The following is a 12,611-nucleotide window of genomic DNA, read 5'->3' as shown; positions in this document are numbered from 1 at the left end:
GTCGAGGTGAGAGAAGTATGAACGCATTTCACGGGTTAGATCTGGGGCTCGGCAGCTTAACACGCATCTCCAATGCGGTCACAAGATCGATCAGCGCCGAGAATCCGACTGGGGAAAAAGGGAAGGGCGGCATGGCGACGGAAGGTACCGGAGCCTCATGCGCAAGAGAGCTGGGCCAGGGCTGGAAAGTATCCCCCTCGGTCGACGTCCCGCCAGGCAGCATGCTCACGCTGGCTGACGTTCAAGGCCCCGGCGCCATCCAGCACATCTGGATGACATGCCATCCCAAGGGCTGGCGCAATCTCATCCTGCGCATGCACTGGGATGACGAAGCGCAGCCTTCGGTGGAGGTTCCCCTCGGCGATTTCTTCTGCAACGGCTGGTGCGAGCGCAGCAATGTAAGCTCGCTGCCGGTAGCCGTTAATCCGGCCGGCGGCTTCAACAGCTACTGGGTCATGCCGTTTCGCCAAAAGGCCCGCATCACGGTAGAGAATCGTTCGCTGGAGCCGATTACGTTATTTTATCAGTTCACGTATACCTTAACGGAAATTCCCGAGAATGCCGCGTATTTCCACGCGCAGTGGCGCCGCAGCAACCCGCTGCCCTACAAGACGGTGCACACCATTCTCGACGGCGTCTCCGGCGCCGGTCATTATGTCGGCACCTATCTCGCCTGGCAAGTCAACAACACCGGTTGGTGGGGAGAAGGGGAGATCAAATTCTATCTCGACGGCGACGAGGAGTTCCCGACCATTTGCGGGACCGGGACGGAGGACTATTTTGGCGGCGCCTGGAATTTCGAGCATCCAACGGGGCAATACGGGATCTATTCGACGCCGTTTCTCGGGATGCATCAGGTCATCAAGCCGGACGGTTTGTACCGAAGCCAGATGAGATTCGGCATGTACCGCTGGCATATCCTCGACCCGATTCGCTTCCAGCAGGATCTCAAAGTGACGATCCAGGCGTTAGGCTGGCGCTCGGAAGGCAGGTACTTGCCGCTTCAGGACGATATCGCTTCAGTCGCGTTCTGGTATCAGACGAAGCCGCATCAACCGTTCCCGGTGCTGCCAGGCAAGGATGAGCTCGAGGTCATCTAACCTTAAAAAACGACCACTTTATAAGAAATCGCCATTTTAAACGAAACCGAATATCTGTGTTGATTTCCGCCATCTCAATAGAAATGAGTCATTGAGAAAGTCCTCCTAGCCATGTATTGTGGGGGACGTGGAGTAAGAAAGCGTTTTCCAAATGAAAAGGGAAAGGAGTGGTGCACGTTGCTGAGGCGCTATTATGCCAACCGTTATTTTTTTCTCATGCTGCTGCCCGTGATCGTGTACTTTGCGGTGTTTCATTACACCCCGATCTACGGTGTGCTTATGGCCTTTCAAGATTACAAGATTCTGAAAGGCATCTCCGGCAGCACCTTTGTCGGCTTTAAATATTTTCGCGAACTGTTCTCCGGTCTCTACTTTGTTCCCGTGCTGAAGAACACGCTGATCATCAATGCCTACAAGCTTATCTTCGGTTTCCCGGCGCCCATCGTGCTCGCGCTGCTCATTAATGAAGTCATGAGACCGGCCTTTAAGAAGCTCGTGCAGACGATCAGTTATTTGCCTTATTTTCTGTCGTGGATCGTGCTGTCCGGCATTTTTATCGAGATTTTGTCGCCGAGCCGGGGGATGATCAACATTATGCTGATGCAGCTGGGGTTCAAGCCGATCTTCTTTCTGGCCAGCACGGATTGGTTCCGAACGGTGCTCGTCTCCACCGAAATCTGGAAGGGCATCGGGTTCTCCGCCATCATCTATTTGGCCGCTATCGCCGGCATCAATCCCGATATGTATGAAGCAGGGGACGTGGACGGCATCTCCCGCTTGCAAAAGATTTGGTACATCACCCTGCCCTCGATTTCACCGGTCATCGTCATCATGATCATTTTGACGTCGGGGTCGATCATCAATGACGATTTCGATCAAATTTTTAACCTGCTGAATCCGAACGTCTCCAGCGTTGGCGAAGTGATCTCTACGTATACGTACGTCGAGGGGATTTCCAAAATGAATTACAGCTACGCCGCAGCAGTCGGACTGTTCAAAAACGTCGTCGCCCTCATCATGGTGATTACGGCGAACTTTATCGCCCGCAAATTCAGCGACCACACGATTTTTTAGAAAGGAGGATGCCCCTTGAAGTCACGACGCTTATCGGATCGCATCTTTAGCTTCGTTGTTTATTTACTATTAATTGGCCTGTGCGTATCGATCCTTCTGCCCGTTATGCAGGTCGTGACGATTTCGATGAGTCCGGTCGAGGTCATCAACCGATACGGCTTTCATATTATCCCGACAAAATTTGATTGGAGCGGCTACCAGCAAGTTTTTCATAAAAAAATGATCTGGATTTCCTATTGGAACACGATTGTTCGAACTTTGCTGGGAACGGCGCTCACTATTGTACTGACGTTTCTTGGCGCGTATCCGCTGTCGAAGAAGCAGCTGCCGCACCGTCCGTTCTGGACCGGTATCATCGTTTTCACGATGTTTTTCTCGGGAGGACTGATTCCCAGCTACATTCTGATCAAAAATCTCGGACTCATGAATTCCGTCTGGGCCCTGGTGCTGCCGGGGGCTGTCAGCGCTTTCCTGCTTCTGCTTGTGCGCAATTTCATTATTGCTTTGCCCGAGAGCTTGGAAGAATCCGCGAAAATCGACGGAGCGAACGATCTGTATATTCTTTGGAAAATCGTCGTTCCTTTGTCGATGCCGGTTCTGGCAACCGTCGCTTTATATACGGCCATCGGCCATTGGAATGCTTGGTTTGATTCCTTACTCTATATCCAGAACGAGAAGAAACAAGTGCTTCAGCTCATTTTACGCAAAATTATTATTGACGGCACCGCCGATCCGTCCATGACGGGCGTCACCGAAATGATGAACCAGCCGACGAATACGCAGGCGATTAAGATGGCAACCCTGGTCGTTTCCATCATTCCAATCATTTGCGTCTACCCTTTTTTGCAAAAATATTTCGTCAAAGGGACCTTGCTGGGCTCTGTGAAAGGTTAGTCCTCGGAAATTTCCGAGTTAACGCATATAATAAACTTAAGGAGGAGTTCACATGTCACTCAAAAAGAAGAGATACGTGGCAGGGATGGTCGCACTTTCGGTATTCACGATTCTGGGGGCGGCTTGTTCGAAAGACGATGCGAAGGAGGCTGCCGCCACCGAAGCGGCGAAGTCCACAGCAGCGGCAACAGACGCAGCGAAAAAAGCGGAGGCGCCTGTCACCATCGACTGGCTCGCGTACAACTCGTACGGTGAACCTGACCCGCAAACCGACCTCTTCAAGATGGTCGAGCAAAAGTTCAACGCCAAATTCAATGTCTGGTACGTCGACAGCCAGAAATGGAAAGATCAACTGAACGTCAAATTTGCCGCAGGCGAAATGCCGGATGTGCTGCAAATCCGCGATCAAATTCCGAAATACGTCGATAACGGCATCCTGGCTCCGATTCCGGAAGATACAATCCGCAAATTGGCGCCGACCTATGCAGCGACGATTGACAAATATGATAAAAACCTGTGGAACTCGGTGAAATACAATGGCAAACTGTACGGCTTGCCGAGCATCAATCTTAGCGGGGATTATCCGACCGTTGTGCTGTGGCGTCAAGATTGGCTCGACAACGTAGGGATTACGAAGATACCGGAGACGCTCGATGAGTTTGAAGCGGCGCTGCTAAAATTCCGCAATAACGATCCGGATAAGAACGGGAAGAAGGATACCTACGGGCTTTCCAATTTCTCCATTCCGTTCGTTCTCGGCGCCTACGGCTACCCGGGCTATAACGCGAACTATATTATCAAAGACGGCAAAGTGACATTCGCCGCCACTCAGCCGGAAATGAAGGAAGCGCTTACGCTGCTGAATAAATGGTACAAAGAAGAATTAATCGATCCCGAGTTCTTGACCGGCGAGAATACAGGCGGTTACTGGGCGGATTCCCAGGCGTTCTATAACAACCGCATCGGCTTGACGGGGAACGGCATGTTCTATCAATGGCGCAACGAGTTGTTCGGCGGCGACGATAAAGGCGGCAGCCAATATCAGAATTTCCTGAAATCGCAGCCTAACGGTAAAATCGTATTCGGCAAGCCGCCCGTCGGGCCAACCGGCAAATCGGGTACGCCGGCATGGGGCGTTAACAGCACGGCTGTCGGCATTTCCACCAAGGCGGCGAAAGATCCGCGCAAGGTCGAAACCGTTTTGAAAATGCTCGAAACTTCCTTTACGGACTATGACTACTATTTAACAGTGCTCCGAGGCAAAGAAGGTCAGGATTGGAAGAAAGTTGATGCAAGCGGTAAAGTACAAATTCTGAATCAAGCGGCCAGCACAGCGGATATTTCCAAGCAAGGCATTCAAGTATTTAACATCATGAACAATCCGGATTTTGACAAGAAAGCGGACTCCGATCTGTACCGTTTTGCCGATTCCAAGAAAACAACAGGCTATCCGCCAGTCATCGTGCCGGCCGTCGACAGTTACTCCCAGCATGTGGGCGACTTGTATAAGCTCGCTACCGAAACGTACTACAAAATTATTCTTGGCGAGCTCCCGGTTTCCAGCTTCGACGATTTCGTTGCGAAATTTAAAGCGAACGGCGGCGACCAGATCGAGAAGGATGTGAATGCCGAGTATCAGAAAATGCTGGGCAAATAACCAGGCAATGCTGTTATAATCAAGGGTACAACAGTTTCCAACATCAAGGAGGACGAGAATGCAACGACCAAATTGGAAGAGCACACCTTTTTTTACACGCATGCTTGTTTTTAATTTGATGCTCATTCTCGTCCTCGGCATTATCCCGCTTGTTGTTCTCTTTCAATATGTAATGTCGGCCTATAACCAGGAACTGAAGAACTTTAACTTTCAAGCGGTCAAGCAGATTCGAAGTACGATCGACGAACAGTTTCTGAAGCCGACCGTTCAGATTGCGAACCGCAATCTAACGGAAACGACATCCGGCGAGCCGCCGTTGTTCTATCCGATGACGCATAATATCCGCAATGAATATTCAAGTCTTACGAATATCGTGACGATCCTTTCCTCGATTGAAGGGGAGCTTACGTTTGCCAATTCGGTAGATATGTATTACCGCAATAACAATGTGTTTTTTTACGGCACCAAGTTCTTCTGCTTTCTGAGTGAGTCGGACTGCAAGCTGGGCTTCCGCAGCGAATGGCTTAGGGAGTTTCAGCAAACGGAAACGCAGATCGGCTGGTATACGATTGAGGCCGAGGACAATGAAGATCATGAGAAGCTGATCAGTTACGTCCGCAGCTATCCTTATTTCGCGACACTGGAGAACCGCAAAGCGGTGTTTGCCATCAATTTGAAGGAAAGCGCCATCCGCAAAAAATTGACTCAATCGCTGGATCAAGTGAAGGGCCTTACCTTTATCCTCGATGATCAAGGACATTTGGTCTCCAGCAACGGCAGCGGGGAGGAAGAGCAAGCGTTTCTCGCCCTGAGGGAACATTGGAGCCAGATGACGGAGGAGAAGCCGATTCTGAATACCGAGTGGAACGGTAAAGAGGCCGTGGCCGCCCTGACGAAATCGGAGATCAACAAATGGCGTTATGTCACGATCGTCGAGAAAAGTGTGTTTTATAAAAGAGCCACCGATTTGCGTAATTTTATGTATGTGCTGGGCGGCGCGCTGCTCGCGATCGGCATTTTGCTTGTCTATATGCTGACTAAAAAAGCGCATCAACCCATCGGCCATGCCTTGATGGCATATTCGATGCAGATTCACGACCTGCACGATCAATTATCCAAAAACGAACCCGTCATCAAGTATCACTACATTATGAACTTGCTGACGGGAACCGGTGAACCGGACCTAGATCGGCCAGTCTCCGATATGCAGCGGTTTCTGGATGTGCAGCTGCTTGAAGAGCATTTCGTCTGCTTCAATGTGAAGCCGATGGACGGCCTGGACGGCAACAGCCGGCACGATGTGGCTGCCGCCTACCGCATTATCGAGCGCCTGGAGCAGCCGCACGACCCGGCCTATCGCATTTGGGCGATTGTCTCGGAGGATCGGCATATTTACGGCATTGTTAATAGCTCTGTTATTGCATCGGAGCGCTTGGAACCAAATCTGCTCGAACAGATTCGCCAGGCGACCGACCAGATGTACTGTCTATGTATGGGCAGCTCTTACAAGGTGGCGGAGACGCCGCTGTCGGTCTCGCATCGGGAAGCTTGCGAAGCGGCGAGGTATGCGTATTTTTATCCTGACCGGGCTGTGCTTCGCTATGCAGATCTGCATACGGCTTCGCGCAAAGCCAGTGACGGGACGCTTAAAGCACTGGACGATTTGGCTGACGCGCTGCGCGCTGCGGATCAGGCCAAAGTGCAGCAGACGCTGCAGTTGATTCTCCAGGATACGCTGTCGGAAACCTATACGGAGGAATACGGTCAAAATGTTTTGACTGAGCTTGTTTTTACGATCCGAAAAACGTTGAAATCGATGGGCATCAGCCTCACGGAGCTGTTTGGCTACGACATTCGCGATCATGCGAAAAGCTTTCCGAACATCAAGTTGTTCTCCACATGGTTGGATCAAGTCGTGACGACCTCGCTTCAATATATAGAAGAGAAACGACGCAGTCCTGACCAAGATTTGGATATTCGTGTCAAGACGTTTATTGAAGAGCATCTGTTCGGCGAGCTGAGCCTGGATATTGTAGCCGAGCATATCGGCGTTACCCCGAACTACTTAAGCAGACTGTTCAAGCAGAGCGCCGGCGTCACGTTTATTGAATATGTCACGAGGCGCAAGCTGGAGACTGCAGCCAAACTGCTTAGCGAGAACAACCATTCGGTCAATGAGATCGCAGCGATGCTGGGCTATCAGTCCACGAATCATTTTATACGCATTTTTAAGGAAAAATATGGCCAGACGCCAAAGCAGTATCAGAAATTGGAGGCCTAGGAGTGGTTGTCGATGATTGCATTTCATCAGCTGAGAGAAGCGATTCTGGCTGTTATGCACAGGCCAACTAACTTGGCTGGCGGGGAGCTGTCCCCGGATAGATGCCGCATGCTGCTAGAGGCGCCTCATCTTGCTTCGTTGATAAAGGAAATCAAAGCGGAAGCGGAGCGGGATAGGCGAGAGCCGGTTCCGTCACTAAGCTTCGCGATCTTTCAACGCTTTAGCGCAACGGGAAATCGGAAAGAGTTCGAGAAGCTGTATTTTGAACGGCGGGGCCGCTTGCTTGCCCTGACCTTGGCGACGGTGCTGGAAGCCGATAATCGCCGATATACGGAGACGCTGGAGAATTTGGTGTGGGACATTTGCGACGAGTATGCCTGGGCACTGCCTGCCCATCTCCCCGATACGATGGAGGGAGTGGTCACCTCACAAGTTCCGATTCATCAAACAGTGGATTTGTTTGCTGCGGAAACCGCCCATGCGTTAGCGGAGATGCTGTATCTGGTCGGTGATCGCTTGAACCCGTGGGTCGCTTATCGCGTGCGGGAGGAGATTGAACATCGGGTCTTTCAGCCTGTGTTCGAACGGTCTACGTCGTTCGGCTGGCTGTCTTGGCGCAATAATTGGTCCGCTGTATGCGGCGGGGCTGTTGGTATGGCGGCTTTGCTTCTGATCGATGACCGCGAACGGTTAGCCGGCATGCAGGACCGCGTGGGACGCGCGATGGACAGCTTTCTTTCCGGCTATGGCGAAGATGGCTGCTGTCCGGAAGGCGTCGGCTACTGGAATTACGGCTTCGGGTACTTTGTCTATTGGGCTGAAATGCTGTACGCGTATACAGGCGGCTCGATCGATGTTTTGCAGGGGGAGAAGATCCGAAAGATCGCTCGATTCCCCGGCATTGTGGCTTTATCGGAGCATGCCTGCATTAATTACTCGGACTGCGACGCGACGTATCAACCGCATACGGGGCTCTTCAGTCGATTATGCAATCGGCTTCATCTGGCGCCTCCGGAAATGACGAGCGTTCCGTCCTTCCACGCCGATCACTGCTACCGCTGGCCTCATCAGGTAAGGAATGTGCTGTGGACGGATCCGGGCTTGCTGCATGCCGCTGTGGAGGAGGGGAACTTTTACTTTCCCGATACAAGCTGGCTGATCTCGAAGCGGCAAACTCCGCAGGGCTTGATCGCATTCTCGGCCAAGGGCGGAAACAATTACGAGCCGCATAATCATAATGACCTCGGTCATTTCATCCTCCATGTGGGTGGAGAAACGCTGCTCGCCGATTTGGGCGGCGGGGAGTATACGCGCGAATATTTTGGCGAGGCGAGGTACCGGCATCTGCACAACGGTTCGGCAGGCCATTCGGTGCCAGTCGTGAACGGCTGCGAACAAGCGGAAGGCGCAGCATATAGCGCTGTGGTAAAGCGCTGCGAAACGAGCAGCGATGACGTTCTGTTTGACCTGGATTTGACTCGTGCGTATAAGCCGGAGACGGGGCTTCAGCAGTTCACCAGAACATTTGAGTGGGGATGCACGGTGGAAGACGCTTCCGGACATTTAGTGTTAACGGATCATTTTACTTTTGGCGATGAGGTGGAACCTTCCGAACGGAATGTGACGGAACATTTCATCAGCTATCATAAGCCTGTTGTCCACAGCGGGAAAGCGACCTGGACGGGGCGCAAGGGGAGTGTGACGCTGGCTTTTGATGCAGCAGGCTTTGCAGCCGAAGTCGAAGAGATTGCGACGAAGATGCATAGCGGATTGCCGGTAACGGTGTACCGATTGCGGCTGCACGCACCTCAAGTACCGAGCGAGTATCGCTGTCGGTTTGTGTTCACCTGCCGTTTGAATAGGAGGTAGGCGGGGGCCGAGAGCAACGTTTGAATAACGATGAATGAAAGCGCTGTCATTTAAGCGAATGTGTCTAGCGCAAATGAAAGGGAGATTGAGCATGAGCATTGTGGATCAAGAAGGAATCATGAAACGATTGGAAGCCAAAGTCGATCGGATGATGGCGCAATTAGGGAGTCGATGCCCGCATTATGCTCGGCAAGACGGTAAATATGACGATACGTCGACGGATTTTTGGACTTCCGGCTTTTGGCCGGGCATTCTCTGGATACTCCATGATCTGACCGACAAAGCGCATTACAAGGAAGCCGCGTGGCGCTGGGACGAAGAGCTGGAAACGTGGTTTGTGCGGCCGACCGACCAACTAAACCACGATGTCGGCTTTCAATTTCTGCCGACGGCGGTCATCAAGTATCTCATTACCGGCGATGAAGACGCCAAACGCCGGGGACTGGCCGCAGCCAACTTCCTGGCGGGCCGCTTTAATCCCGTCGGGCAATTCATCCGCGCCTGGAACGGTGATCGGCATCAATGGTCGATCATCGATGCAATGATGAACATATCGCTTTTGTTTTGGGCCAGCGAAGAGACTGGCGACCGCAGGTACGCGCATATTGCCTCCATGCACGCGATAACAACGATGAAACACGGCATACGCGAGGACGGTTCGTCGAATCATATCATTTCATTCCACCCGGAGACTGGTGAATTCGTGGAAGCCATGGGCGGCCAAGGCTTAGCGCCTGATTCGACCTGGAGCCGCGGCAACGCTTGGGCGCTGTACGGCTTTGCGAATACGTATCGCTATACGCGCAATCCTGTCTTTTTGGATACGGCCAAGCGTGTCGCTCATTACTTTATTGCGGCGCTGCCGGAAGATCATGTCCCTTACTGGGACTTCCGCCTGCCTTCGCTGGAAGGTATGTCGAGGGACAGCTCCGCAGCCGCGATCGCCGCTTCCGGCTTGCTTGAAATCGCCGAGCTTGTGCCAGTCGGGGAGCAGCGGCTCTATCGGGACGCGGCCGAGCGCATCCTGCAATCGTTGACCGAACAGTATGCAACCTGGGATCAGCCCGAGCATGAAGCGATCCTGCGTCATGCGACAGGAAGCGGCACCGCGCTCATCGACGTGTCCCTCATTTACGGAGATTACTATTATGTTGAAGCTATTGCCAAATTGTGCGGCTGGCAGCATCGCATTTATTAAGATTATAATAGAATGGATAAAGTTTCCGAGAGGAGCTGGAACAATGACGACCAAGCATCGTCTGGCAGAGCGGTTAACGCCGCTTTTGAAAACATTTTTGGAGAAAGGCCCCGCGGGCTGCGCTTGTATAGTAGTGCACAAGGGAGATATCCTTTATCAGGAAACCCTGGGCTATGCCGATGTGGAATCCAAGAAAGAAATTGCGGCCGACACGATCTATCGCATTTATTCCATGACCAAAGTTGTTACTTGCGTTGCTGCGCTCAAGCTTTACGAAAAGGGACTTTTTCTTTTGAACGATCCGCTAGGGGACTATTTAACCGAGTTTCAATCGCCGCAAGTTTACAGCTACAATGAGCTGGGCGCGAAAACGACCGCTTCGGCCGTGCGTCCGATACGAATTAAGGATTTATTCACAATGACCTCCGGTTTGACGTATGGCGGGGACAATACGGAGACGGAACGGCAAACGCGTGCCATCATGGAAAACGCGGCGGAAACCAAGGATACGCGAACAGCTGTGAAGGCACTTGCAACGGTACCTCTAGCGTTTGAACCAGGTACGCGATGGAAGTACGGCTTGAGTCATGATGTGCTTGCCGCATTGATTGAAGCGCTTTCCGGGCAAACGTTCGGGGAATATGTGCAGAAGGAAATTTTTGATCCGCTCGGGATGAAAGATACATCCTTCCGCTTAAAGGAAGACATGCGGGATCGTCTTTGCACGATGTATAATCGTTCAGCAGACGGTATCATGACCCCTACAAGCCGCTTGGATACGTGTTACCAACCGGATTGCAAACTGGAGAGCGGTGGAGCGGGGCTTCTCTCTACAATCGGAGATTACAGCTTTTTTGCTCAAATGCTCTCGAACGGCGGCAAGTGGAACGGTACGCAAATTCTCAGCCCGAAAACGATCCAGCTGATGTCCGCAAACCATCTGAACCCACAGCAGCTTCGGGACTTTGATTGGCAGCAAATGAGTGGTTACGGCTATGGATTGGGTGTGCGGGTTTTGCTGGATCCTGCAGCCGGCGGAAATAATGGTTCCATCGGCGAATTCGGCTGGGCGGGCATGGCCGGCTCTTATGTATTGATCGATCCGAAGGAAGAGCTTACGATTGTCTATATGCAGCAATTGCTGCCAAGCCAGGAGCCGTTCATTCATCCGCGAATCCGGTCCGTCGTGTATGGGGCGCTGGCTTAAATCAATATCTTCGACGACAGATCGCAGTGGCATTCAAACGAGGTCCCCCTGTTACGGGGGACTTTTTTTATGCGTGAATATGGTAAAATGGAGGTCATAACTCAACTAGGGGGAAACGAAGTGGCGCGTGTCTTATTTATCAATGCAGGCTCCGAAGGACATATCAATCCAACAATTGGTGTTGTGCAAGAGCTCGTTTCGCGCGGAGAAGAGGTTGTGTACTTTTGTATTGAGGCGTTTCGCGAGCGCTTGGAGCAGGCGGGGGCTTTCGTCCGGACTTTTGACGATCAGAAATTCATCAAAGCGTTTATCTCAGGCGGCAGAAATTATGTGCTTGAAAGAGTCAACGGTCTTTTGCTCACGGCTGACATTGTGATCCCGAGCGTCCTTGAACAGATCGAAGGTGAGCATTTTGATTATATCATTCATGATGCCATGTTTGGCTGCGGATGGTTGCTGGCTCAAATCCTGAAGCTTCCTGCCATTAATTCTTGTACGTCGTTTGCACAGACGGAGGCATCCTTCGATCAGATGCTGGCATCGTTTTATACACAGGTTCCAGCAGACATCGTCAAACCGATTACCGATACTTTTTACAGCTTGACGACCATGGTAAAAGAGAAATACGATGTGGAGATTCGCTCTCCGTACGAGGTGTTTTGCAATCCTGCGCCGTTTACCATCGTGTATACGACAAAAGCTTTTCAACCGGATGGCGAGACATTCGACGCTTCCTATCACTTTGTAGGTCCATCTCTCTCGCCGCGCTTGGCGGCAGGAGCTTTCGACTTTACGGCCATTGAAGGAAAACACCCTATTTACATTTCACTCGGGACCGTCTTTAACTATGCCCTTGATTTTTATAAGCTTTGTTTCGAGGCCTTTGGGAACACGGATCATACGGTTGTCATGTCCATCGGCAATAAAATTCGCCTTGCTGATGTAGGGGACATTCCCGAGAACTTCATCGTCCATCATTATGTTCCGCAAATTGATGTCCTGCATGACGCCAAATTATTTATTACGCATGGCGGCATGAACAGCACTCATGAAGGCCTCAATTACGGTGTTCCGCTTCTTGTCCTCCCGCAAAGTGCGGACCAGCCGGTGATTGCGCAGCAAGTCGCCGATCTTGGCGCAGGTATCGTCTTACAGATGAACGGCTTAACCGCGAATCAACTCCGCGAAGCTGCAGACTATGTGCTGGGCCGGGCCAGTTTCGAGCAAGCCGCCTCCAGGCTGCAAGCGTCCTTTCAACAATCAGGCGGTGCCCGTCAAGCCGTTGATGAAATTTTCGAGTTTTGTAAATCAGACAAATAAAGCGAGGGCGC

Annotated in this window: 9 protein-coding genes; all 9 read left to right on the top strand. The window is 51.7% G+C overall.

The features are described from left to right. Window positions 1-17 precede the first annotated feature (17 nt). The 9 genes from ABE504_RS16835 to ABE504_RS16795 all read left to right on the top strand — a co-directional run bounded on the left by ABE504_RS16835 (window position 18) and on the right by ABE504_RS16795 (window position 12,600). Window positions 18-1,100 carry a glycoside hydrolase family 172 protein gene (locus ABE504_RS16835; protein WP_430090796.1) on the top strand — a complete coding sequence of 361 codons (1,083 nt, stop codon included), beginning with the start codon at window positions 18-20 and terminating at the stop codon, window positions 1,098-1,100. Window positions 1,101-1,277: 177 nt separating this feature from the next. After that, window positions 1,278-2,174: an ABC transporter permease gene (locus ABE504_RS16830; RefSeq protein ID WP_430090793.1), complete on the top strand. Its 897-nt coding sequence runs from the start codon at window positions 1,278-1,280 to the stop codon at window positions 2,172-2,174. Between the two features lie 15 nt (window positions 2,175-2,189). After that, entirely contained in the window at window positions 2,190-3,068 is an 879-nt protein-coding gene (locus ABE504_RS16825) for a carbohydrate ABC transporter permease (protein ID WP_430090790.1), read from the top strand. A gap of 52 nt (window positions 3,069-3,120) precedes the next feature. Next, window positions 3,121-4,725, top strand: a complete 1,605-nt coding sequence (locus tag ABE504_RS16820; protein WP_430090787.1) for an extracellular solute-binding protein — start codon at window positions 3,121-3,123, stop codon at window positions 4,723-4,725. A gap of 58 nt (window positions 4,726-4,783) precedes the next feature. Next, entirely contained in the window at window positions 4,784-7,006 is a 2,223-nt protein-coding gene (locus ABE504_RS16815) for an AraC family transcriptional regulator (protein WP_430090784.1), read from the top strand. Between the two features lie 12 nt (window positions 7,007-7,018). Continuing rightward, complete coding sequence (locus ABE504_RS16810) at window positions 7,019-8,875, top strand: heparinase II/III domain-containing protein (RefSeq protein WP_430090781.1); 1,857 nt, start codon at window positions 7,019-7,021, stop codon at window positions 8,873-8,875. A gap of 91 nt (window positions 8,876-8,966) precedes the next feature. Further along, the gene (locus tag ABE504_RS16805) at window positions 8,967-10,073 is read left to right on the top strand and encodes a glycoside hydrolase family 88 protein (RefSeq protein ID WP_430090778.1); all 1,107 of its coding nucleotides are present in this window, start codon (window positions 8,967-8,969) and stop codon (window positions 10,071-10,073) included. A 43-nt stretch (window positions 10,074-10,116) separates the two neighbouring features. After that, window positions 10,117-11,280, top strand: a complete 1,164-nt coding sequence (locus ABE504_RS16800; RefSeq protein ID WP_430090774.1) for a serine hydrolase domain-containing protein — start codon at window positions 10,117-10,119, stop codon at window positions 11,278-11,280. 120 nt (window positions 11,281-11,400) lie between these two features. Then, window positions 11,401-12,600, top strand: a complete 1,200-nt coding sequence (locus ABE504_RS16795) for a macrolide family glycosyltransferase (RefSeq protein ID WP_430090771.1) — start codon at window positions 11,401-11,403, stop codon at window positions 12,598-12,600. The last annotated feature ends 11 nt before the right edge of the window (window positions 12,601-12,611 follow it).

It is taken from the genome of Paenibacillus oryzisoli (assembly GCF_050467285.1).
In the GTDB taxonomy this organism is placed as follows: Bacteria; Bacillota; Bacilli; order Paenibacillales; family NBRC-103111; genus Paenibacillus_E; species Paenibacillus_E oryzisoli_A.
The sequence above is the reverse complement of the archived record's forward strand: the minus strand, read 5'-3'. Positions and strand labels throughout refer to the sequence as shown.

Coding starts and splice junctions, on each gene's coding strand:
- ABE504_RS16835 (WP_430090796.1), top strand. CDS start 18: ATGAACGCATTTCACGGGTTAGATCTGGGGCTCGGCAGCTTAACACGC.
- ABE504_RS16820 (WP_430090787.1), top strand. CDS start 3,121: ATGTCACTCAAAAAGAAGAGATACGTGGCAGGGATGGTCGCACTTTCG.
- ABE504_RS16815 (WP_430090784.1), top strand. CDS start 4,784: ATGCAACGACCAAATTGGAAGAGCACACCTTTTTTTACACGCATGCTT.
- ABE504_RS16810 (WP_430090781.1), top strand. CDS start 7,019: ATGATTGCATTTCATCAGCTGAGAGAAGCGATTCTGGCTGTTATGCAC.
- ABE504_RS16805 (WP_430090778.1), top strand. CDS start 8,967: ATGAGCATTGTGGATCAAGAAGGAATCATGAAACGATTGGAAGCCAAA.
- ABE504_RS16800 (WP_430090774.1), top strand. CDS start 10,117: ATGACGACCAAGCATCGTCTGGCAGAGCGGTTAACGCCGCTTTTGAAA.